We start from the raw sequence: 22,436 nt of genomic DNA on the forward strand, positions 1-22,436 counted from the left end.
GCTCAGCCGACGCCATCCGGTCATGCTACGGCGTGCGTGCGCGGGCCCGGCAGCCGTTGACAAGCCTCATTTCCGCCGCCTCTTCGTCGCTTCCCGCTTGCCCGGTGTTCACCCGGCAGGGCCAGCGTGTCCAGCGGGCGTGCACCCCGAATCCCCACCGGCAGTCGCGCGCCCTCCACTCCAGAGGAAAGGACGGCGCGCGCATGCGGCCGAGTTCGAGACGCCCCGACCCCAGCGGGGCGCAACGCACGCACTGGACCAAGGCGGGGGTGACGGCTGCGGGCATCGCGGCCGCGCTGCTCGTCACCGCACTGGCGGCACCCGCGGCATCCGCCGCGCCGCTCGCCCCGGCGAAGCCGGCCCCTGAGGCGCCGCCCGTCGCACCGACGCTGACGCCGGCGGACGGCGCCTGGCTCGAGGGAACGGTGACCGTCGCCTCCGACCCCACCACCGCAGGCGATCCCGTGACGTCCCTCACGATCGACGGCCAGGAGCTGACTGCGACGTCGACGCCTGGCCAGTCGCACCTGCTGTTCGACGTCGGCAGCAACTCGGCCGCTCTGTCGTACGCCAACTATCTCGTCGTGAACGGGCACCGCATCGACCAGGACCGCACGTGGGTGTCCGAGAGGGTCGACATCCCGGTCCCGAACGACTGGCTCGTCACAGGCGAGAACACCATCGAGATCTTCGCCGGCACCGCCGATGCGGCGTGCGGCGTGAACTACGACGACTTCGTCGTCACGGACGTCAGCCTCGAACTGCTCGGCGAGGTCGCCGACGGTGAGGACAACCCGTTCACTCTCAACTTCGGCGACGGGGACTGCGGCACGCAGACAGGCGACATCACCCACGCGGAGCTGTCCTTCTTCGTGCTCGGTGACCCACTCGCCTCGACCGGCCTGACGGCCGAGGTCGACACGACCGCGCTGGCCAATGGACAGCACGAGATCGTCGCGACGAGCGCCGCCGGCGGCACCGTCGCGCACGCCGTCTCGGTCAACAACGCGCCGGTCGGCGCGCCGCAGGTCTCGCCGGAAGACGGCACCCTGACCCGCGGCGTCCAGACGGTGTCGGCATCGCTCCCAGCCAGCGGCGACGGCGGCGTGAGCGCCCTCACGGTCGACGGCGCCCCGGCTCCTGCGACGGTCTCGCTCGGGGCGGGTTCGTCGATCTTCGCGTTCACGGTGGGCTCGAACTCGATCGAGCACCGCTACCAGAACCACCTGCTCGTCAACGGGCACAAGGTCGACATCCTCGGCGACTGGGTCAGTCAGCGGGTCGAGGTGCCGGTTCCCAACCGCTACCTCGTTCCCGGTGAGAACGCGGTCGCCATCGTCGCCGGCGACGTGAGCTCGAGCTGCGGCGCGAACCTCGACGACTTCACCATCACCGAGCTCGCACTGCAGGTCAGCGGGGGCACGGCGACCGGTCAGGATGTCGCTGCGTCGTATTCGATGGGCGACGGCAGCTGCGGCTCCTCGACGACCGCCCTCGCCCGGGCAGACACGACCTGGACGGTCGACGCTCCCGCCGTCTCGACCCTGCCGACCCTCGGTTCCGGCGAGGCGACGTTCAGCTTCGACGTCGGGACCAACTCGATCGACGACGTGTTCGCCAACATGCTCTACGTCAACGGCATCCCTCAGCTGCTCGGCGGCGTCTACGTGGGCGAACGGGTCGACATCGTCATCCCGAACGACTGGCTGCTGCCCGGTTGGAACACGATCGACGTCGTGACCGGCACCATCGGGACCGGCTGCAACCGCGATGACTTCACGATCTCCAACCTCGCGCTCACCCCCGCCGCCGGCACCGCGACGGGTCAGCGCCTGAAGCCGTCGTACGCGATGGGAGACGGCACCTGCGGTTCGAACGTCAACTCGTTCGCCGAGATCGACGTCCACTTCCTGGTGACGGATGCCTCGCCTCAAGGCCTGCGCGCAGAGATCGACACCGCCGCCCTCACGGACGGTGCCCATACGATCGCCGCCACATCGACGACGGGTGAGAGCGCGACGCGCCAGCTGCTGACCGACAACACCGCTCCGGTGATCTCGTCGAGCACTCCCGCCGTCGGAACGACGATCACCTCGTCGGTGGCGCTCGACGTGGAGCTCGAGGACGCGTCCGGTCTCATGGGAACGCCTGAGCTCACACTCGACGGCGCCCCCGTCGCCCTCGGCGACCTCGTCGGACCGGGCCTTTCGGCCGGTGAGCACACGATCGCCGTGAGGGCGACCGACTCGCTCGGCAACTCGGCGCAGCGCGAGGTCGCGTTCTCGTCGGCGGGCATCCCCGACGTGCCGACGGACCTCACGCCGACGACCGGCACGGGCGGAGTCTCGGGGTCGGTGACACTCGGTGCGACCGTCGGCGAGCCCGACGGCGGCGACGTCACGGCGACGTTCTCGCAGGCCGAGATCCTCACGCCCAACCAGGGATGGCAGGGCACGTCGACGGACGTGCCGACCACCCTCGCGGTTGCCGGCGAGTCGAACATCGGCTCGACGAAGTCGCTTGCTCCCGGTGACGGCCTCACACTGGACTCGCCCGTAGGCCGCGACGTGACCTACCAGCGGTTCGACGTGCAGCTCAAGGGACAGGTCGCCGATCCGGTGCTGCGCTGGGAGGGGGTCATCGACCCGACCCGCGTCGTGGCGCTGCGCGCCTGGAACCTCCAGGCGGCGGCGTGGGACGTCCTCGCGAGCTCGCGGGGCGCCCTCGAGGGCAACACGGTGCTCACCTCGCTCGTCGACGACCGCTACCTCGACGGCCAGCAGGTGCACGTCATGATCACCGGCGAGGATCCCTTCGCCGATGAGATCGACCCCGGCGACGAGGGCTTCGCCGACCCGGCGTCGTACGACTTCTCGATCGCCCACTTCACCGACACGCAGTATCTGTCGGAGGGGGCCGTCGAGCAGGAGACTGCGGCCGAGCGCGCGATCTGGGAGAAGGCGTACGGCGACACCACCCGCTGGATCGCCGACAACGCCGAGACCCGCAAGATCGAGTACGTCGCACACACCGGCGACATCATCGAGAACAACATCCGCACACCCGCGGACGAGGCGATGATGCAGCAGGTGATCGGCGAGTTCGAGGTGTCATCGCGCCAGCAGGCGATCCTCGACGACGCCGGGGTCACCAATCAGGTGATCGCGGGGAACCACGACAACCGTTCCGGCACCGAGAACGGGCCTGAGGCCATGTACAACCAGTACTTCGGCCCCGACCGTTACGAGGCGGCGGACGACGCATGGATGGACGCCGAGTACGGCGAGCCGTGGCGCGAGGGCGACAACCAGAACAACTACACCCTGTTCTCGGCCGGCGGCCTCGACTTCGTCGCGGTCGGCCTCTCCTACGGCGTCACCAACGAGGAGACCGCGTGGGCGTCGGAGATCTTCGCCCGCTACCCGGATCGCAACGGCATCCTGCTGTCGCACGACTACCTCGCTGCGAGCGCTCAGACCGACGGACGCAACTCCGGCTACGCGGCTCCCGACGGCGCCCTGCTGTACAAGAAGATCGTCGAGCCCAACCCCAACGTGTTCCTCATCCTCGCGGGGCACATCCACGGCCTGGGCACGAACGTCAAGCCCGAGGTCGGCCAGGTCGGCCACGGGGTCGTCGAGCTGCTCGCGGACTACCAGGCGTTCACCGTCTCGGCCGAGCAGCTGGGCCTGACCGGAATCGGCGGGTACGCGCCCACCGACAAGCTGCGGTTCGGCGCCAGCTTCCTGCGTCTGCTGCAGTTCGACGTGGACCGGTCCGAGATGCTCGTCGACACGTACTCGCCGTTCCTCGGGGAGTTCGGCGCCGACGAGTACGACCCGGCGCTGCGGTACCTGCCGGAGGCCGACAACATGGTGCTGCCGGTCGATCTCACCTCGCGTACGACGAGCTTCCGCACGGACTCGCTCGCGCTGTACAACCCGATCGCGGTCATCGGCGAGACGACCGCCGCCTCGGGTGAGGTGGCTTCGGTGAAGTGGACGGGCCTGAAGAAGAACACCGCCTACGCGTGGTTCGTCGTGGCCAGGTCGGCCGGCGGCGGCGAGACGCCGTCGCTGCCGAGCGTGTTCGTGACCGGGGACAAGGCGACGGCTGAGAGGCAGGTCACGCCTGAGCTGGCCCCGTACGCGACGCCGACACCGGTTCCGACGCCGACGCCGCCGACGCCCAGCCCGGCGACGACTCCCGCCGCGGAGCCCTCGCCGACGGTGGAGCAGACGCCTCCCTCGTCCGACTAGTCGGAGGACCTCGAGAGGGCCCGTTCCCCGCTGCACCGCGGGGGACGGGCCCTCCTCCGCGCCACCCGTGGGGGGTTCCGAGGCTGTTCTTCCGGCGATCCCACGCCGTTCATCTGCATGAACGAGCATCGCCCTGTCTGTGAAGGAGTCCGCTTGACCGCGCTGCTACACCGCCATCGGCTCGCCTCGGTCCCCATTGCGATCGCGGTCGCCGTCGCCGCGGCATCCGTCCTCCTCGCCCCTGCCGCTGCGCATGGCCACGGCTTCACCACGACCGTGTACGTGGACGCGACAGCACCGGAGCCGGGGGTTGTCCGCGCGGAGATCGGGCTGGAATACGACCTCCTGGTGCTGTCGGTGGCCGACACCGAGGACGCGCCCGAGTTCTTCGAGGACGGCATGGACGTCTTCGGCACCGGCGAGGAGGCTGACGCGCTCAACGCGCATGCCGGGGCGATCGTCGACTACGTGACCGAACGTCTCGAGCTCACGGCAGACGACGTGCCGTGCGTGCCCGAGCGCGCCGGCGCGCTCAGTGTCACCGAGCGGCACGACGTGCCGTACGCCGTGCTCACGCTCGACTACAGGTGCGAGCCGGCTGCCGCGCATGAACTTCGCAGCGCGCTCTTCCCCGACGAGGAGGGGTTCGTCCGGGGGACGGTCACGATCGTCGACTACGTGGTGGATCACACTTCGGGCAGCGCGACACTGACGCGCCAGGAGCCGGCGTTCAGCACGGAGCAGACACTGCTCGAACGACTCGGGCGGTTCTTCGTGCTCGGATCCGAGCACCTGCTGTTCGGCATCGACCACATCCTCTTCCTCCTCGCCCTCATCGTCGGCTCCCGCCGGCTGCGTGACATCGTCCTGGCGGCGACCGCCTTCACCGTCGCGCACTCGGTGACATTCATCCTCGCCGCGCTGGGAGTCGTGTCGTTGCCTGCCGCGCTCGTGGAGCCGCTCATCGCGCTGTCGATCGCGGTGGTCGGCTGCTGGTACCTGTGGCGGGTGTGGCGTCAGCGCCGGGAGCCGGCTCAGCTCCACGCACCTGCGACCGACGCCGCGTTCGACCGCACTCAGCTGGCACGATTCGCCGTGGTCTTCGGGTTCGGGCTGCTCCACGGGGTCGGCTTCGCCGGCGCCCTCGGCATCCACGAGCCGTCGTCGTGGTCGCTGCTCGGCGCGCTGCTCGTCTTCAATCTGGGGATCGAGGCTGTGCAGGTGGCGATCATCGTGGTGACCTTCCCGATCCTGCTGGCGATCCGCAAGGCGGCCCCGAGAACGGGTCTGGTCGTCGGAGTCGTCATCGCCGCCGGTGTGACGCTGATGGGGCTGGTGTGGTTCGTGCAGCGGCTGCTCGGGATCGGGTAGACCGGAACGCGGCGGTGGCCGAGGCATCCGTAACCCGCCCGCGCTAAGGTGCGGCTATGGCCAAGACGACGAAGGCACAACGCCAGGCGCTGGACGCGATGGAAGACGCCGCCGCGGCGGCGAAGCAGGCGAAGAAGGCGGCCAAGGCTCTGCCGAGCAAGACCGCCAAGAAGCTCCGCGAGCTATCCGAGGACGCCAGGGACGCCGCTGATGTCTCGAAGAAGGCGCTTCGGAAGTCGCCCGGCAAGGTTGCCAAGCGCGCCACGCGAGCGGCCGACAAGCTCGTCAAGGCGACGGCCCAGGCTGTCACCAAGGCCGAGAAGAAGGCCCGTCTGCGGGCCGAAGCCGAGCGCGCCGCGGCCGAAGCCGAGCGGGTGACCGCCGAGGCGCAGCAGCGCACGGCGCAAGCGAAGGCAGCCAAGAAGGAGGCCGCGAAGGCTGCGAAGGCGGCTGACCGCGCGGACCGTGAAGCCGCGGCGGCGGAGCTGGCTCTCGAGAGCGAGCTCGCAGGTCCAGCCGAGACGGACGCGGCGGAGTCGAGTCCGGCATCCGGCGCGGCGGCGCCCGCCGCGACCGAACCGGCACCGCCCACGGCTGAGACGACGACCAAGACGCCCGCGCGCAAGGCGCCTGCCCGCAAGACGCCCGTGGGCAAGACGCCCGCGACCAATGCACCCGCACGATCCGCGTCCCGCCGGAAGGCCCCCACCGCGTCATCAACCCCCGACAGCGCTCCCGCCGCACCGCGTGCGAAGTCGTCGCGCGCCGCTTCCACCGCGGGTGAAAACAGCGCATCTGACCTCTCATCTCTCACGGTCGCCGCGCTGCGGGACCGCGCCCGGTCGGCCGGCAAGACGGGATACTCACGCCTGAGCAAGGCGCAGCTCGTCGCGCTCCTGTCCTGAGGTGCAGTCGGTGGGGGAGCGGCCGGAGCAGCTCGAACTCGACAGGTCAGGGGTGGCGACCCCGAGCCGGACACTTCTCGACATCCTGCGCGAGACGACGGCCCGGTATCCCGAAGCATCCGCCCTCGACGACGGGTCAGGGTCGCTGAGCTACCGGGATCTGATGGCCCGTGTCGGGCGCACCGCCGCGCAACTCCACGAAGCCGGCCTACGGCGGGGCGACCGAGTCGGCGTCCGCGTCCCGTCCGGCTCGAAGGAGCTGTACATCGCCATCCTCGCCGTGCTCGCCGCGGGTGCGGCGTACGTTCCGGTGGACGTGGACGATCCGGACGAGCGCGCGCGCCTCGTCTTCGGCGAGGCCGGGGTCCGCGGAGTCATCACCGACGACGGCTACACCTCTGCCGACGCGCAGGCCGAGGACGAAGCCGAGCTGGCGGCATCCGCTCGGCTTTTCACGGGTGATGCACCGCATCCCAGCACCCATGGGGTCGTCACGGTTCCACCGCCGGATGTGACGGACGACGCGTGGATCATCTTCACGTCCGGCTCCACTGGTGTGCCGAAGGGAGTGGCCGTCACCCACCGCTCGGCGGCCGCCTTCGTCGACGCCGAGGCGCGACTGTTCCTGCAAGGCGCACCACTCGGGCCCCGCGACCGCGTGCTTGCCGGACTTTCGGTCGCGTTCGACGCGTCGTGTGAAGAGATGTGGCTCGCCTGGCGACACGGCGCGTGCCTGGTGCCGGCACCTCGCGCACTCGTCCGCTCCGGCGAGGACCTCGCGCCCTGGCTCATCCGGCAGGGCATCACGGTGGTCTCGACGGTTCCGACTCTGGCGGCGATGTGGCCGGAGGACTCCATCGAGAACGTGAGGCTGCTGATCTTCGGCGGTGAGGCCTGCCCTCCGGAACTCGCCGCCCGTCTGGCCGCCGACGGCCGCGAGGTGTGGAACACGTATGGTCCCACCGAGGCGACCGTGGTCGCCTGCGCGGCGCCGCTCGACTCCGGACCCGTCCGCATCGGGCTTCCGCTGGACGGCTGGGCGCTCGCGGTCGTCGACGCGGAGGGACGGCGTGTCGCCGAGGGCGACATCGGCGAGCTGATCATCGGCGGCGTCGGTTTGGCCCGCTACCTCGATCCCGCGAAGGATGCCGAGAAGTACGCGCCGATGCCGACCCTCGGCTGGGAGCGCGCCTACCGCTCAGGCGACTTGGTCCGTTACGAGCCCGCGGGGCTCGTCTTCATGGGTCGGGCCGACGATCAGGTGAAGGTCGGCGGGCGCCGCATCGAGCTGGGCGAGGTCGAATCCGCGCTGCAGGACCTCCCCGGGGTCACGGCGGCAGCCGCTGCCGTGCGATCGACCGATGCCGGAGTTCCCGTGCTCGTCGGCTATCTCGTCGCGGACGAGACAGAGGACTTCGATCGGGCGCACGCACGTGCTCTGCTGGCCGAGCGCCTGCCGGCGGCGATCGTGCCGCTGCTGGCGGTCGTCGACGAGCTGCCGGTTCGGACATCCGGCAAGGTCGACCGGGCGGCGCTCCCATGGCCGCTGCCCGGCGTCGAGGCGCCGCCGGCGGGACTGTCTCCCGCCGAGGCCTGGCTGGCGGAGCAATGGCAGACCGTGCTCGGCGTGCCGGTGCCCGGCCGGTCGGCCGACTTCTTCGACCTCGGTGGCGGCTCACTGGCAGCCGCCCAGCTCGTCTCACGGATCCGCGTGCGCGTGCCTGAATTCTCCGTCGCCGACATCTACGACGTGCCGCGCCTGAGCTCGATGGCCAAGGCGCTCGGGCCGCTGGAGGATGACGGACCGGCGACGTTCCACCGACCCGTGCCGACGCCGCGCACCACACAGTGGGTGCAGACGCTCCTCGGCGTGCCGCTGTTCATCATCACCGGCATCCGCTGGTTGCTCTACCTGCTCACGGCCAGTGCGCTGCTGCAGCTCGCACCAGGCTTCGAAGCGCTGCCGAGCACTCCCTGGTGGGTGCTGCTGATCGGGCTGGCCGTGTTCGCGACACCCTTCGGTCGCATGGGCATCGCTGTCGTTGCGGCTCGACTGCTCCTGGCAGGGCTGCGCCCCGGCGACTACCCCCGTGGCGGCAGTGTGCACATGCGCCTCTGGCTGGCCGAGCAGATCGCGGACCAGATCGATGCGGTCGGCCTCGCCGGCGCACCGTGGGTCACCTACTACGCGCGGGCACTCGGGGCGAAGATCGGGCGCGGCGTGGACATGCACACGCTGCCTCCCATCACGGGAATGCTCGAACTGGGCGACGGCGCCGCGGTCGAGCCTGAGGTCGATCTCACCGGCACGTGGATCGACGGGGACGTCCTCCGCGTAGGAGAAGTGCGCATCGGCGCCGACGCGACGATCGGGGCCCGCAGCACGCTGGCTCCGGGCACCAGGGTTGGCCAGCGCGCCGACATCGCGCCCGGTTCGGCCGTGTTCGGCCGGGTGCGTGCAGACCAGTCATGGGCCGGATCTCCCGCAGAGCGCGTCGGCGGCGTCGAGTCCGGGTGGCCCGCGGAGCGGGCTCCGGCGCCGACCCGCTGGCTCTGGGCGTACGCGGTCTCGTCCGTCGCTTTGGCCCTGCTGCCGATCGCGTCGTTCGCCGTCGGCGGGCTGGTCATCGCGCAGGGGATCCGGGATGCCGACACCCTCGGCGCCGCATTTCTCGGGGCCCTGGCGTGGCTCGTGCCCGCCGTCCTTGCAGTGGGCATCGTCTTCGCGGTATCCGTCGTGCTCGCGGTGCGCGTGCTGTCGATCGGGCTGCAGGAGGGCACCCACCCCGTGCGCAGCCGGATCGGATGGCAGGCGTGGAGCATCGAACGACTGCTCGACTCGTCGCGCACGGTGCTCTTCCCGCTGTACTCGAGCCTCTTCACCCCGGTTTGGCTGCGGCTTCTCGGTGCGCGGGTCGGTCGCGAGGTCGAGGCATCCACCGTCCTGCTCATCCCGTCGATGACGCGCATCGACGACGGCGCGTTCCTCGCCGATGACACGATGGTCGGCTCGTACGAGCTGCGCGGGGGCTGGATGCGGCTCGGACCGGTCCGCATCGGCAAGCGCGCGTTCCTCGGAAACTCCGGGATGGCGGCGCCTGGCCACCGCGTGCCCCGCGACGGGCTCGTCGCCGTCCTGTCGTCCGCGCCGCTGAAGGCGAAACCGGGTTCGTCCTGGCTCGGATCGCCGGCCGTGCGGCTGCGTCGGCTGTCGGCCGAGGGCGACGAGAGCCGCACGTACCGACCGACCGTCGGTCTCCGGATCGCGCGCACGCTCTGGGAACTCGGCCGCTTCGTGCCTGTCGTCGTCACGTGCGCCATCGGCCTCGGTGTCCTGTTCGGCCTCGCCGCTCTGTGGGAGACCGTGGGCCCGGTGTGGACGCTCCTCGTCTCCGGCATCGTGATGCTGGCCGCCGGTGCGGTGGCCGCAGGACTGTCGACTGCGGCGAAGTGGCTCATCGTGGGCACGATCCGCGCGGGCGAGCAGCCGCTGTGGTCGAGCTTCGTCTGGCGCACCGAGGTATCGGACACCTTCACCGAGATGGTCGCCGCCCCCTGGTTCGCGCGCGCGGCTGCGGGAACGCCGGCGCTGGCCGTGTGGCTGCGGTCACTCGGATCGCGGATAGGCCGTGGCGTGTGGTGCGAGAGCTATTGGCTTCCCGAGCCCGACCTTGTCACTCTGGGGGACGGCGCGGCCGTCAATCGCGGCTGCGTTGTGCAGACCCACCTGTTCCATGATCGAATCATGAGCATGGACACGGTGGAACTGGAGGCTGGTGCGACGCTCGGTCCGCACAGTGTCATCCTGCCGGGGGCTACGCTCGGCGCCCACGCGACGGTCGGCCCCGCGTCGCTGGTGATGCGCGGCGAGACCGTGCCCGTCGGCTCGCGCTGGAGCGGCAACCCGATCGGCCCGTGGCGCGCGGTCAAGGTCCGCGCCTACCAGTCGACATCGTGAGGGCTCACGACTCGTACGCACCGCAGAGCGGCGATCCCACCTTCGACGTCGAGTCCTACGACCTCGACCTCTCCTATCGTGTGCGCACCAACCGCCTCGAGGGTCGCGTTGTCGTCAACGCGGTCGCTGCCGTTCCGACGTCGTCGGTCGCGTTGGATCTCATCGGACTCCGCGCGTCGCGGGTGCGCGTGGATGGCGACCGGCGCACGGCCTACGCTCAAGGGCCGCGGAAGGTGCGGGTGGTGCTTCCCCGGCGGATGGAGCCGGGGGAGCGGTTCTCCATCGAGGTGACCTACGCCGGCGCCCCTGCTCCACGGCGGACACGCTGGGGCACCATCGGCTTCGAGGAGCTCGAGGACGGTGCCCTCGTGGCCGCTCAGCCCACCGGCGCACCGACGTGGTTCCCTTGCAACGACCGCCCCGACGATCGCGCCCGCTACTCGGTCACTGTTGCGACGGATGCCGGCTACACCGCGGTCGCCACCGGGGCCCTCATCGGGTCGGCGCGACGCGGTCAGTTCGAAGCCCGCACCTTCCGTTCCGACGTGCCGACGGCCACGTATCTCGTAGCGCTGCACATCGGACGCTACGTCTCCACCACTCTGCCCGGTTCTGCCGGTTCTGCCGGGTTCCCGGTGACGGTCGTCCACCCGCCCGCCCTGGGCAGCGAGGTGGCGACGGCGTTCGCTCCGGTCACTCGCATGATCGAGCTGTTCGAGTCCGCGTTCGGTCACTACCCGCAAGACGCCTGCACCATTGTGGTCACTCCCGACGAGCTCGAGATACCGCTCGAGGCACAGGGGATGGCGGTCTTCGGCGCCAACCATCTCGACGCGGCATCGGAGCGCCTTGTCGCGCACGAATTGGCGCACCAGTGGTTCGGCAACAGCGTGGGTGTCGCGCGCTGGCAGGACATCTGGCTCAACGAGGGGTTCGCCTGTTACGCCGAGTGGATGTGGTCCGAGGCATCGGGCCGCCAGACCGTCCACGAGAAGGCGGCAAGGCATCACGCCCGGCTTGCCGCGCTCGATCAGGATCTGGTGCTCTCGGATCCCGGTCCCGGGCTGATGTTCGACGATCGCGTGTACAAGCGCGGCGCGCTGACCCTCTATGCGCTGCGACGTCGCATGGGGGAGAGCGGGTTCGCCGCACTTGTGCGCGAGTGGGCGAGCGCGGGCGCCGGCAGGTCGGTGACGACCGCGGACTTCCGTACTCTGGCCGTCCGGCTCGCAGGGGCGGACATCGACGCGCTGCTCACGGCCTGGCTGGATCGACCCGAGCTGCCTCCGATGCCTCGCTGAGCGCGACACTGATGACGAGGCCCGGCGGGCCGTCGATGTCCCATCCCGTGATCACGGGGCCATCCGGTACGACCGCCTGCCAGGCGCGGCCGCCCACTGGTGCGATTGCGACCGTGCCCGGGTCGACACGAAGGCCCCGCCCGTCGGCCTTGAGCGCCGCCTCCACCCGCACCCAATCCCGCAATCGCACGCCTGATCGAGCGCCGAGGACTCCGTTCAGACCTGCGGCGTCGCGCACCGGGTCGGTCTCGGCTTCGACGTCGATCGCGAACGTGCCAGTACCCCGAAAGGCGACCACCGCGACGGCCACGCCGCTCGCGTAGGCGACGGCGGGTCGAGCCGAGGCATCCGTCGTCCGAACCGGACCATGGGGTCCGCCGCAGCGCGCGCAGGGATTCGACAACTCGGCGCCGGGCGCGAGCATCTCGCGCAGAAGATCCCATGCCACGTCGCGTCGTGCAGCGCCGTCCGGCACGACCCGCCAGGCAAGCTGCAGCCGCGTGGGAGGTGTGGTCGCGAGTGCACGCTCGATACGCCCAGACTCCGATACGGCGCGAGGACGGCTCACCCTCACGGAGTTTCCACCGCCCGTTTCGGCACGCGCTACCGGTAGTTGATGAACTGCAGGTCGACCTCGAGATCGGCGGCCTTCAGCAGGCGCTGCACCTCCTGCAGGTCGTCGCGGGACTTGGACTGCACGCGCAGCTCGTCGCCCTGGATCTGCGACTTGACGCCCTTGGGGCCCTCATCGCGGATGATCTTCGAGATCTTCTTCGCGTTCTCCGACGAGATGCCGTCCTTGATCGTCGAGACGATCCGGTACTCCTTGCCGCTGGCGAAGGGCTCGCCGGACTCAAGGCTCTTCAGCGAGATGCCGCGCTTGATGAGCTTCGACTGGAACACGTCGAGCACGGCCTTCGCGCGCTCCTCCGTGCTCGCCTTGATGAGCACGGACTCGCCGCTCCACTCGACCGAGGCGCCGGTGCCCTTGAAGTCGTAGCGCTGCTCGATCTCTTTGCGCGCCTGGTTGAGGGCGTTCTCCGCCTCCTGGTGGTCGACCTTGCTGACGATGTCGAACGAGGAATCTGCCATGCGGGAAGTTTAGTGGCCGAGCGGATGTCGCGCCCCCGGTGTCGTGGCGGTGCCCCCGGCGAGCCAGAGCCGGCGTGACATGGGAAAGCGCCTGCAAGCGATTCCAAATCCGCGCGCTTTATCACGGCGGGATATCGATACGGAGCCCGTGTTGCCAGATTTCGCAACGCCAGGTAAGAATGTAAGCGCTTGCATTTCGCAGCACGAGTCACAGCCGCACTGTCGCGATCGGCAATGCGGCCGAACTCACTCAGTACTCCAGAGAGGCACTGCACCGATGAAGGTGAACAAGAAGAGCTGGCTCGCTCTCGGCGGCCTGGCCGTCGCATCCATCGTCCTCGCCGGCTGCGCCGGCAGCGGAACCCCCGCCGACAGCGATGAGGGCGGCGACGCGTCGACCGAACTGACGGTCTGGGTCGACACCGAGCGCGTCGACGCGCTGAAGGACGCCGCAGAGGCCTACACCGAGAAGACCGGTGTCGAGGTCGACCTCGTCGGCAAGGACGTCGACAACATCAAGAACGACTTCATCCAGCAGGCACCCACCGGCCGTGGACCCGACGTCGTCATGGGCGCACACGACTGGCTCGGCGAGCTCTCGTCGAACGGCGTCGTCGCCCCGATCGAGCTCGGCGACACCGCTGCCGACTACGCTCCCGTCGCACTGCAGGCGTCGACCTACGAGGGCACGACGTACATGCTCCCGTACGCGGTCGAGAACATCGCGGTGCTCCGCAACGCCGACCTCATCCCCGAGGCAGCGGCGAGCTTCGACGACATGATCGCCAAGGGCACCGCGGCGGGCCTGGCCACGCCGTTCGTCGTGGAGCAGGGCGTCGAGGGCAACCCGTACCACCTGTACCCGTACCAGACGGCGTTCGGCGCTCCGGTGTTCGGCACCGACGCCGAGGGCAACTACGACCCGACCGACCTGCAGATGGGCAACGAGGGCGGCTTCGAGTTCGCCACGTGGCTCGGCGCACAGGGTGCCGCCGGTGCGTTCAACACCGACATCGACGGACAGATCGCGAAGGACAAGTTCCTCGCCGGTGAGGCGGCCTTCTGGCTGACCGGCCCGTGGAACGTCGGCGCGGCGGTCGACGGCGGCATCAACGTCGCGATCGACGTCATCCCCAGCCCGACCGACGCCCCGGCGCAGCCGTTCGCCGGTGTCAAGGGCTTCTTCGTGAGCTCGGAGTCCGACAACAAGGTCGCCGCGAACGACTTCCTCGTCAACTACATCGGCACCGAGGACGTCCAGCTGTCGCTGTTCGAGGCCGGCAACGTGCTGCCCGCCCTCACCGCGGCTGCCGACGCGGCCGCCTCCGACCCGATCATCGCCGGCTTCCAGGCCGTCGGCGCCGAGGCCGTCCCGATGCCGGCCATCCCGCAGATGGGCGCGGTCTGGGAGTTCTGGGGCGTGGCCGAGGCTGCGATCATCAACGGCTCGGACCCCACCGCGACGTGGCAGAAGCTCGTCGATGACGTGACCACCGCCATCCAGTAAGCACTCCCTCGCGGTCCCACGGACCGCAACGGTGACCGGGGTGGGTGCTCGCGCACCCGCCCTGGTCATGGCTCCACCCACGACGAGGACGAAGCATGACCGACACCCTCACGACGGCGTCCGAAGAGACGGCGCCTCCGAGCCCACGGCAGCGCAGCGCCGCCCGCATGGCCGATGCCGCCGGCGGTCGCCTGCGCTGGCTGATCTTCAAGATCGCGCTGCTCGCGATCGTCGACGCCGTGGCCGTGTTCGCGGTGTTCGTGCTGTTCCTGCACAACGAGTGGCTCGTTCTCGCCCTCGTCGCCGCCGTGACGATCCTCATGAACTGGATCTACTTCTCGCGCAAGCAGATCCCCGCCAAGTACCTGACGCCGGGCATCCTCCTGCTCATCGTCTTCCAGATCTTCACGCTCGTCTACACGGGCTACATCGGCTTCACCAACTACGGCACGGGCCACAACGGCAGCAAGGACCAGGCCGTCGCCTCGCTCATGCGGTCCTCGCTCGTGCGCGTCGAGGACTCGCCGACGTTCGACGTCACCGTGGTCGAGCGTGTCGGCGAACTGGGGCTGCTCGTGACAGACCCGACCGACGGCGACGTCTCGCTGGGCACCAACCTGCAGCCGCTGGAACCGGTCGACGACGCCACGATGGAGGGCGGCAAGGCCGTCGCCGTCGACGGCTGGACGACGCTCATGTTCGCCGACGTGCTCTCGCGCAGCAACGACATCGAGGCGCTCGCCGTGCCGTACAGCGACGACCCGAACGACGGCGCGATCCGCACGCAGGACGGCCAGAAGGGCTACCTGTACGTCTCGACCCTCGAGTACGACGCCGCGGCCGGCACGATGACCGACACCACCACGGGCACCGTCTACACCGACGACGGTGAGGGCGCGTTCGTCTCGGACGAGGGGGAGGAGCTGCTTCCGGGCTGGCAGGTCTTCGTCGGCTTCGAGAACTTCGTCAAAGCGGTGACGGATGCCTCGATCCGCGGCCCGCTCCTTTCCGTGACCGCGTGGACCTTCGTCTTCGCCGCGGTGTCGGTGGCCTCCACCTTCTTCCTCGGACTTCTGCTCGCGCTGGTGTTCAACCACAAGGGCATGCGCTTCAAGAACACCTACCGGATCATGCTGATCCTGCCGTATGCGTTCCCCGCGTTCCTGGGGGCGCTCGTCTGGGCGGGCATGATGAACGAGAGCTTCGGGTTCATCAACCAGGTGCTCCTGGGCGGGGCCGAGATCCCGTGGCTCACCGACCCGTGGCTCGCCAAGGTCTCGGTGCTCCTGGTGAATCTGTGGCTCGGCTTCCCCTACATGTTCCTGGTGTGCATGGGCGCGCTGCAGGGCATTCCGGAGGAGGTCAACGAGGCCGGCGTGATGGACGGCGCGAACCCGTGGCAGATCTTCCGCCGCATCAAGCTTCCGCTGCTGCTCGTGACGGTGACGCCGCTCCTGATCGCGTCGTTCGCGTTCAACTTCAACAACTTCAACCTGATCTACATGCTGACCGGGGGCGGTCCGCGCATGGAGGACACCGCGATCCGCGTCGGGCACACCGACATCCTGATCTCGATGGTCTACAAGGTGGCGTTCACCGGCGAGAACCGCGACTACGGCCTCGCATCCGCCTTCACGATCCTCATCTTCATCGTGGTCGCCCTGATCTCGATCGTCAGCTTCCGCAAGACCAAGGCCCTCGAGGAGTTGAACTGACATGACCGAGGTCCGACTGTCACACAATGACCAGACCGTCGCGCAGAGCACGACTGCGGCGGCGACGGAGTACGAGCCGCCCAAGCGCCGCCGTTCGTTCGGCAGATGGTTCGCCGATACGGGGTGGCGCCATGTGGTCGCGATCGTGGTCTCGATCTTCGCCATCTTCCCGCTGCTGTACGTGCTGTCGGCGTCGCTGAACCCGCAGGGCACCCTGACGGGCTCGAACCAGCTGTTCTCCGCCATCGGCATCGACAGCTACGTGCGCATCCTCACCGATCCGCAGATCCCGTACCCGATGTGGTTCCTCAACACGATCGTCGTGGCCACGGTCACCGGCTTCGTGATGGTGTTCATCGGGGCGCTCGCCGCGTACGCGTTCTCGCGCATGCGCTTCGCGGGCCGCCGCGTGGGTCTCATCACGATCGTGGTGGTGCAGATGTTCCCGCAGCTGCTCGCCGTGGTGGCGATCTTCCTCATGATGAGCGCCATCGGCGACTGGTTCCCGGCGATCGGCCTGAACACGATCAGCGGCCTGATCCTCATCTATCTCGGCGGGGCGCTGGGCGTCAACACATACCTCATGTACGGGTTCTTCAACACGATCCCCAAGGAGCTCGACGAGGCGGCGAAGATCGACGGCGCCGGCCATGCGCGCATCTTCTTCACGATCATCCTCCGACTGGTGGCGCCGATCCTCGCGGTGGTGGGTCTGCTGTCGTTCATCGGCATCGTCAACGAGTACGTCATCGCGAGCGTCATGCTGATCGACCCTGAGAAGCAGACCCTGGTCGTCGGGCTGACGAAGCTCGTCTCCAACCCCCGCTACGCCGACTGGTCGGCGTTCTCGGCGGGTGCCGTCATGGCTGCCATCCCGGTGGTCGTGGTGTTCCTGCTCCTGCAGAAGTACATCGTGGGCGGACTGACCGCCGGCGCCACGAAGGGCTGAGTCGGCCACGATCCGGCAGAGCGGATGCCGCGGCATCCGCTCTGCCGTTCTGAAGCGCCTGCGTGCACGAGGCCCGCCGCGCCCGGGCTGTGGACAGCCGGTGACACGGAGTCGCAGGATCCTGCACACTGAGTCCCATGTCAGCGTTGACCACCATCGGGCTGCCCGTAGCCCTCGGCATCATCATGCTCGGCCTCGGCCTGAGCCTCACCCCCGGCGATTTCGCCCGCGTCCTCAAGCAGCCGAAGGCGGTGATCGTCGCGCTGCTGTGCCAGCTGATCCTGCTGCCCCTGATCTGCTTCGGGCTCGTGCTGGCGTTCCAGCTGCCGCCGATCCTCGCGGTAGGCATGATGATGCTCGCGGCGTCGCCCGGCGGCACCACCGCCAACCTCTACAGCCACCTGTTCCGCGGCGACGTGGCCCTGAACATCTCGCTCACCGCGGTGAACTCGGTGATCGCCGTGTTCACGCTCCCGCTCATCACCAACCTCGCGATCCTCTACTTCAACCCGTTCGACGATCAGCTGGGGCTGCAATGGGCGAAGACCGTCGAGGTCTTCGCGATCGTGCTGCTGCCGGTCGCACTCGGCATGATCGTGCGCCGCTTCTGGCCGCGCTTCGCCAAGGCCATGGACAAGCCGGTGCGGATCGCCTCGGTCATCATCCTCGTCGTCGTGATCGTCGGTGCCGTCGCGCAGAACTGGGCGCTGCTGCTCGAGAACTTCGGGCGGCTGTCGCTGATCACCATCGTCTTCTGCCTCATCAGCCTCACGGTCGGCTACTTCGCCCCGCGGCTGGTGAGGGTGGGCAAGCGGCAGTCGATCGCATCGTCGTTCGAGATCGGCATCCACAATGCCACCCTCGCGATCGTCATCGCGCAGACGGTGCTCGGCTCGGTCGAGCTGTCGCTGCCGGCAGCGGTGTACGGCGTGCTGATGTTCTTCATCGCGTTCGGGTTCGGGTTCCTCATCCGCGGCCGCTCCGGGGCAGCCGACGACACCGCGTCCGACCCGGTCGACGACACCGCAGCCCCGGCCGCATCCGCCTGACCGCAAGACGGACGGATGCCTCCGCCACCCCTGCGCGCACACACGGGGTGGCGGAGGCCGGGCCTCGCGCCGGGCGGCGTCGCTCACCGCTCCGGCGGCGAGGGGGGTGGGCATGGGGACCGTCATTCGTAGACTGGGCGGGCGAGGAGGTGCCATGCGCCCACTGACCGAAGAAGAAGTGCGTTCGTCGTTCGTGAACGCCACGTCCGACGAACTGCGGCTCGTCACGCTGCCGGCCGATTTCCTGCTCACCGACTGGGATCACCTCGATTTCCTGGCGTGGCGTGATCCACGGACCCGGGGCCGCGGCTATCTGGTCGCCGAGGTGGACGGCGAGGCCGTCGCCATCGTGCTGCGCGGCGCCGAAGGGGCGTCGCACGCACGCGCCGCGCTCTGCAACCTGTGCCACACCATGCAGCCGGCCGACCAGGTCGTGATGTACACGGCGCGCAAGGCGGGAGAGGCAGGCGCGCACGGTGACAGCGTCGGCACGTACATCTGCGCTGACCTGTCGTGTCACGAGAACGTGCGGCTCGCCGCCCCGCTCGCGCCGAACGAGGTGCGGGCGAGCGTCGACCGCAAGATCGACGGCACCCGCCGGCGCACCGAGGCCTTCGTCGGCCGCGTGCTCGAGACGGCGGGCGTGGCGCGATGACCGTCGTCGTGGTGGGCGACGCGCTCATCGACGAGCTGCGCGATGATCACGGCGTGCGGGAGTTCGTCGGCGGAGCGGCGCTCAACGTCGCCGTCGGGCTCGCGCGGCTGGGCGTGCCCGCCATCCTCGTCGCCATGCTCGGTGACGACGAGCCCGCGTCCCGCGTGCGGCGCTACCTCGCCGACTTCGGCGTCGAGCTCATCGCGACGCCGTCGCTCCTCGGCACGGCGCGTGCGGTGAGCACGCGTTCCGGCGGCGGCGAGCCCGTGTATGAGTTCAACGAGGCGGCGCAGCGGCGACGCATCCGGTTCGGCGATGACGAGCGGCGGGCGTTCGCGGATGCCGATCTCGTGGTCGTGAGCTGCTTCGCGTTCGACGACGCCGAGCAGGCGGCCGAGCTGGCCGACGCGATCGCGCAGGCCCGGGCGCTCGCGCGGAGCGAGGGACAGGGCGGAGTGCCGGTCGCCGTCGACCCGAATCCGCGGACCGGGATGCTGCACGACAAAGCCGAGTTCGTGCGCGGCTTCGAACGGCTGGCGGCCGAGGCCGCGCTCGTCAAGGTCGGCGAGGACGACGCTGCCCTGCTGTATGGCGACCGCCTCGACGTGCTGCGCGCCCGCCTCATCGACCTCGGCGCCGGGGCTGTGCTCGCGACGGAAGGGGCGGCCGGCGCCACGATCGAGGCGGGCGAGGCGGTCGTCACACGGCCGATCTCGAACCTTCCGGGACGCATCGTCGACACGATGGGCGCCGGCGACGCCGCTTTCGCCGCGACCGTCGCAGCGCTCGTCCACGGCACGCCGGTGGACGCCGGCGAGTGGGAGGCGGTGCTGCACTCCGCAATGGATGCCGCGGCCGCCACGTGCCGCTTCGAGGGAGCGCTGCTGCGCACTCCGAGCGCACTCGGCGGCATCGATCTGGAACACATCGGCACCTAGAGGACCGCGATCCCGGGACGCCGCGGGCCTATCGATCGGGCGGATTTCTGACCTCGCGCATCTACGAGTAACATTGTGGATCGCGCCTCCGGTCGTCTGGAAAAGTCGGACGGGTGCGCCTGGCGAGTTACCCAAGCGGCCAAAGGGATCTGACTGTAAATCAGACTGCTCAGCATTCGGGGGTTCGAATCCCTCACTCGCCACAACACCGGAACGCGCCCCGCAAGCGGGGCGCGTTCGGCGTTTCCGGCCGGTTGCGGCGAGGGCCGCCCGGGGCGAGCCGGACGGCCCTCGACGTTTCTGTATCTCAGTCGGCGGGGAGGAAGATCCGCTCCGGGATCTGCTCGTACGCTTCGGGGTCGAGTGACTCGATCGAGCCGTCGGCCACCGCCGTGATCAGGCCCCTGACTCCGATCTCCACCTGCTTCGCGAGGAATCCGTTGCGCTTCTGCCCGTCGGACTGGGTGTTGCTCGAGGTCTCGAACAGGATGGTGGCGCTGCCCCGCAGAGCGAACGAGCCCAGCGCAGTGCCGGGCAGGTTGGTGTCCTGCGGGTAGAGCGTGAGGTCACCGAACGCCGACTCGCCGTGGGCCTGCAAGGCGTCGTAGACCGCGACATTCGCGCGCCGGGATGCGTCGTAGTCGAAGTTCGGCCAGTCGCCGAACTCTGCCGGGTCGGCGATGAACCGCGCCGAGATCGACAGCGGCGACATGTCACCGGTGCCCTCCTGCGCGTAGCACGGCCACTGGTTGTGGAGGTCGACGAAGTAGTCGACGATGCCGAACTCGGCCTCGAGGCCCGCGTACACATCTCGCACGGTCTGGGCCTCGGGCGTGATGTACCAGCCGGTGTCGGCGCTGTTGCCGGGGAAGTCCTCGGGCAGCGGGACGTAGTCCAGGTCGGGGTTGAAGTCCCGGTTGACGTCGAAGCCGGGAACGGCCGGCTGGTAGTTCCACGCCGGGTCCACCCCGGCGAGCTGCGGGAAGTCCTCGACGACCTCGTCCCAGCTCATCTGGTTCTGCCGGGTGTCGCGCTCGCCGCCGTCGACGTTGAGGCGGGGGATCGCGACGATCGTCACGTTCTCCCGGATCTCCTCCGCAGCCGCCGTGTTGCCGCCGAACTCCTTGAGCAGCGAGAGCAGGGCTTCGGTGCCGTGGTTCTCGTTCCCGTGGATCTGCGACTGCACCAGGACGACCGTGTCTCCGGTGCCGACTCGCGCCTGATAGATCTCGCGGCCTTCGTTGCTGTAGCCGGCGACCGAGACGTCGACGACGCCTCCGCTCGTGGCCTCGATCCGCTCCAGCTCCCTCGTCAGCTGGTCGTGGGTCACGAACGCGGACCGGTTGCCGGCCGACTCCGTTCCGCAGTGGGAGTTGACGGGGATTGCCTGCGCGGCGGGCGCGGCGACGATGCCCGCCGTGCCCACCAGGACGGCGCTCGTGAGCGCGGCGAGGGTGAGTCTTCTGCTTCTCTGCACGGTATCTCCAGTTCTGTATCGCGTTGTCCTCACATGCCAGCGCATCACGCTGCGCAAGGGAAGCGCTTGCTGAGGCTTCTCATCGAAGTGTCATGAACGGCTCGGAGGCGCCGTGGGCAGAGGCATCCGCTGCCGCTTCCACGACTGGCCCAGCGCTACGCGTCCCCACCCGGTTCGGCATCCACACGGTGCGGTCCGGCATGTCAGGATGGGCGTGCAGGCACTCTGCCCGCATCACGAGAGGAACGCCATGACCGCGCCCGACCCGTATGCGACGCCCGTCCCGACGACGGACCAGGCCGCACATGCGGACAGCTCCCGCTCGTCGCTGCTGCGCGCTGCCATCTGGGTGGCGATCGGCGCACTCATCGCGGCCGCGATCGTCTGCGTGCTGTGGGTGCTGCTGGGCACGCGGGACGCGAACGACATCGTCGGCCGCGCCTTTCTGACGATCCTGCTGCTGGCGGGCTTCGCCGGCGTCGCGATCCTCGATGCGCACCTCGCGCCGAGTCGCCCCGCGTGGTTCGCACTGGCGAGCATGGCGTCGTGGATCATCGCCCTCCTGCTCGGCGCGATCATGATCTGGATGCCGGAGCGCTATCCCTGGCTCGGATTCTCGCGGTTCATCCAATTCCTGCTGATCGTGCTCATCCTGCAGCTCGTCCTCTTGCACGTGCGTTTCTACCTCAAGGCGTTCCAGCGCTACGACACGCCCTTCACCCGCACGGTCACGATCATCACCATCACGCTCGTCATCGCCTTGGCGGTGCTGCTGATCATCCCGCTGGCGTTCGGGGAGTGGCTCGCGCTCGCCGGCGTCTACTGGCGCATCGTGGTGGCCATCGCGATCCTCGCGGCGCTCGGCACGGCGCTCGTGCCGCTCGTCAACGTCCTGTTCGCGCCGAAGAAGCCGCGCGCGCCGTTCGCGTACGCGCCGCTCGCCGCGCCCGCCGGTCCGGCCCTGGGCGCGTCCGCCGCACCGGCGGCTCAGGAGCTTCTGCCGTGGCCGACATACGTCGACGCGGTCACTCCACTGCCGATGCTTCCCGACGGCTCGCCCGACTGGAACGCGTACTACACCGGCTACCCGTCGCCGGGCGCGCACGTGTTCACGGCGATCGAGCCCGCGGCGCATGTCGAGCCGCAGTCGGCGCCGGCCCCGGCGCAGGACGTCGCTCCGGTCCAGCCCACCCGGGCTGCCGGGTACGAGGGGTACCCGCCGCCTCCGCCACTGCCGCCGCTGCCGCCGCGCGCGTAGCA

Annotated in this window: 15 protein-coding genes and 1 tRNA gene; 13 read left to right on the plus strand and 3 right to left on the minus strand. The window is 69.3% G+C overall.

Going from position 1 to position 22,436, the window contains the following annotated elements:
• Positions 1-269: 269 nt before the first annotated feature.
• The 5 genes from B2K11_RS11215 (at position 270) to B2K11_RS11235 (ending at position 11,794) form a co-directional block, all read left to right on the plus strand.
• A complete protein-coding gene (locus B2K11_RS11215; protein ID WP_163618355.1) occupies positions 270-4,259 on the plus strand; it encodes a metallophosphoesterase in 3,990 nt (1,329 codons plus the stop codon).
• A gap of 153 nt (positions 4,260-4,412) precedes the next feature.
• A complete protein-coding gene (locus B2K11_RS11220) occupies positions 4,413-5,630 on the plus strand; it encodes a HupE/UreJ family protein (protein WP_239525948.1) in 1,218 nt (405 codons plus the stop codon).
• A gap of 56 nt (positions 5,631-5,686) precedes the next feature.
• Positions 5,687-6,535 (plus strand): hypothetical protein, encoded by an 849-nt coding sequence (locus B2K11_RS11225; RefSeq protein ID WP_163618357.1) that lies wholly within the window; start codon positions 5,687-5,689, stop codon positions 6,533-6,535.
• 10 nt (positions 6,536-6,545) lie between these two features.
• A complete protein-coding gene (locus B2K11_RS11230; protein WP_163618358.1) occupies positions 6,546-10,493 on the plus strand; it encodes a Pls/PosA family non-ribosomal peptide synthetase in 3,948 nt (1,315 codons plus the stop codon).
• On the plus strand, positions 10,490-11,794 hold the full coding sequence (locus B2K11_RS11235) for a M1 family metallopeptidase (protein WP_163618359.1): 1,305 nt from the start codon (positions 10,490-10,492) through the stop codon (positions 11,792-11,794). The genes B2K11_RS11230 and B2K11_RS11235 overlap by 4 nt, the downstream gene beginning before the upstream one ends.
• On the opposite strand, the gene B2K11_RS11240 is transcribed toward B2K11_RS11235, so the two are convergent.
• Complete coding sequence (locus B2K11_RS11240; RefSeq protein ID WP_239525949.1) at positions 11,748-12,242, minus strand: chemotaxis protein CheY; 495 nt, start codon at positions 12,240-12,242, stop codon at positions 11,748-11,750. The two genes, B2K11_RS11235 and B2K11_RS11240, sit on opposite strands and share 47 nt — an antisense overlap.
• A 155-nt stretch (positions 12,243-12,397) precedes the next feature.
• Positions 12,398-12,886, minus strand: coding sequence for a YajQ family cyclic di-GMP-binding protein (locus B2K11_RS11245; RefSeq protein WP_163618360.1), 489 nt, complete (start codon positions 12,884-12,886; stop codon positions 12,398-12,400).
• 277 nt (positions 12,887-13,163) lie between these two features.
• On the opposite strand from B2K11_RS11245, the gene B2K11_RS11250 reads away from it, so the two are divergent.
• The 7 genes from B2K11_RS11250 to B2K11_RS11280 all read left to right on the plus strand — a co-directional run bounded on the left by B2K11_RS11250 (position 13,164) and on the right by B2K11_RS11280 (position 19,902).
• Positions 13,164-14,393: an extracellular solute-binding protein gene (locus tag B2K11_RS11250; RefSeq protein ID WP_163618361.1), complete on the plus strand. Its 1,230-nt coding sequence runs from the start codon at positions 13,164-13,166 to the stop codon at positions 14,391-14,393.
• A gap of 95 nt (positions 14,394-14,488) precedes the next feature.
• Positions 14,489-16,108 (plus strand): ABC transporter permease subunit, encoded by a 1,620-nt coding sequence (locus tag B2K11_RS11255; RefSeq protein ID WP_163618362.1) that lies wholly within the window; start codon positions 14,489-14,491, stop codon positions 16,106-16,108.
• A gap of 1 nt (position 16,109) precedes the next feature.
• Positions 16,110-17,057 (plus strand): sugar ABC transporter permease, encoded by a 948-nt coding sequence (locus B2K11_RS11260; RefSeq protein WP_163618363.1) that lies wholly within the window; start codon positions 16,110-16,112, stop codon positions 17,055-17,057.
• A 137-nt stretch (positions 17,058-17,194) separates the two neighbouring features.
• Positions 17,195-18,106, plus strand: coding sequence for a bile acid:sodium symporter family protein (locus B2K11_RS11265; RefSeq protein ID WP_163618364.1), 912 nt, complete (start codon positions 17,195-17,197; stop codon positions 18,104-18,106).
• 154 nt (positions 18,107-18,260) lie between these two features.
• Entirely contained in the window at positions 18,261-18,761 is a 501-nt protein-coding gene (locus tag B2K11_RS11270; protein ID WP_163618365.1) for an FBP domain-containing protein, read from the plus strand.
• Positions 18,758-19,699: a PfkB family carbohydrate kinase gene (locus B2K11_RS11275; protein WP_163618366.1), complete on the plus strand. Its 942-nt coding sequence runs from the start codon at positions 18,758-18,760 to the stop codon at positions 19,697-19,699. Before B2K11_RS11270 ends, B2K11_RS11275 begins: the two co-directional genes overlap by 4 nt.
• A 121-nt stretch (positions 19,700-19,820) precedes the next feature.
• Positions 19,821-19,902, plus strand: a tRNA-Tyr gene (locus B2K11_RS11280).
• 104 nt (positions 19,903-20,006) lie between these two features.
• On the opposite strand, the gene B2K11_RS11285 is transcribed toward B2K11_RS11280, so the two are convergent.
• Complete coding sequence (locus B2K11_RS11285) at positions 20,007-21,176, minus strand: M14 family zinc carboxypeptidase (RefSeq protein ID WP_239525950.1); 1,170 nt, start codon at positions 21,174-21,176, stop codon at positions 20,007-20,009.
• A 250-nt stretch (positions 21,177-21,426) separates the two neighbouring features.
• Between B2K11_RS11285 and B2K11_RS11290 the strand changes: the two genes are divergently transcribed.
• A complete protein-coding gene (locus tag B2K11_RS11290) occupies positions 21,427-22,434 on the plus strand; it encodes a hypothetical protein (RefSeq protein ID WP_163618367.1) in 1,008 nt (335 codons plus the stop codon).
• Positions 22,435-22,436 lie beyond the last annotated feature (2 nt).

The sequence above is a fragment of the Microbacterium sp. B35-30 genome, from assembly GCF_010634855.1.
Classification (GTDB): domain Bacteria; phylum Actinomycetota; class Actinomycetes; order Actinomycetales; family Microbacteriaceae; genus Microbacterium.

What these genes read in the sequence shown, in the direction of transcription:
- B2K11_RS11290 (WP_163618367.1), top strand. Translation starts at nt 21,427, where the DNA reads ATGACCGCGCCCGACCCGTATGCGACGCCCGTCCCGACGACGGACCAG.
- B2K11_RS11255 (WP_163618362.1), top strand. Translation starts at nt 14,489, where the DNA reads ATGACCGACACCCTCACGACGGCGTCCGAAGAGACGGCGCCTCCGAGC.
- B2K11_RS11260 (WP_163618363.1), top strand. Translation starts at nt 16,110, where the DNA reads ATGACCGAGGTCCGACTGTCACACAATGACCAGACCGTCGCGCAGAGC.
- B2K11_RS11265 (WP_163618364.1), top strand. Translation starts at nt 17,195, where the DNA reads ATGTCAGCGTTGACCACCATCGGGCTGCCCGTAGCCCTCGGCATCATC.
- B2K11_RS11250 (WP_163618361.1), top strand. Translation starts at nt 13,164, where the DNA reads ATGAAGGTGAACAAGAAGAGCTGGCTCGCTCTCGGCGGCCTGGCCGTC.
- B2K11_RS11270 (WP_163618365.1), top strand. Translation starts at nt 18,261, where the DNA reads ATGCGCCCACTGACCGAAGAAGAAGTGCGTTCGTCGTTCGTGAACGCC.
- B2K11_RS11275 (WP_163618366.1), top strand. Translation starts at nt 18,758, where the DNA reads ATGACCGTCGTCGTGGTGGGCGACGCGCTCATCGACGAGCTGCGCGAT.
- B2K11_RS11225 (WP_163618357.1), top strand. Translation starts at nt 5,687, where the DNA reads ATGGCCAAGACGACGAAGGCACAACGCCAGGCGCTGGACGCGATGGAA.
- B2K11_RS11245 (WP_163618360.1), bottom strand. Translation starts at nt 12,886, where the DNA reads ATGGCAGATTCCTCGTTCGACATCGTCAGCAAGGTCGACCACCAGGAG.